Source organism: Collinsella sp. AM40-7AC, assembly GCF_003468125.1.
Taxonomy (GTDB): Bacteria; Actinomycetota; Coriobacteriia; order Coriobacteriales; family Coriobacteriaceae; genus Collinsella; species Collinsella aerofaciens_O.
This window is the reverse complement of record NZ_QSGK01000009.1, coordinates 1-365: the sequence shown is the minus strand read 5'-3', so window position 1 is coordinate 365 and position 365 is coordinate 1. Positions and strand designations below refer to the sequence as shown.

Here is a 365-nt window from a genome sequence, read left to right as displayed (position 1 = left end):
GCGCATGCTCGCGGGCATGGCGGGGTTCGAGGTCCTCAGCGAGGATATCCCCCGATGCCCGCATTGCGGCTGGCAGCTTGTGCCGTGGGTGCGCGACGACACGTTTCTGCAGGGTGCGGCCTGGCGCGAGAGCCTCGGACGATACGAGCGCTTCGTGCGCGAGCGCAGCGATCGCCGCGTGCTGTTGCTGGAGCTCGGCGTGGGCGAGATGACCCCCGGCATCATCACGCTCCCGTTCTGGAGCATGACCGCGAAGCTGCCGGATGCGCACCTTTTGAGCGTAAACATCTCGGGCGGCTCGGCTCCGTTGCAGCTTGGAAGCAAGGCAGGGGCGATCCAGGCCGATTTGGGCGCCCTGCTCTCGG

1 pseudogene is annotated in these 365 nt (G+C 67.7%); it reads left to right on the top strand.

Features of this window, described 5'->3' with window-relative positions:
- Positions 1-365: pseudogene (locus DW892_RS10320) on the top strand (Sir2 silent information regulator family NAD-dependent deacetylase); the annotation flags it as partial.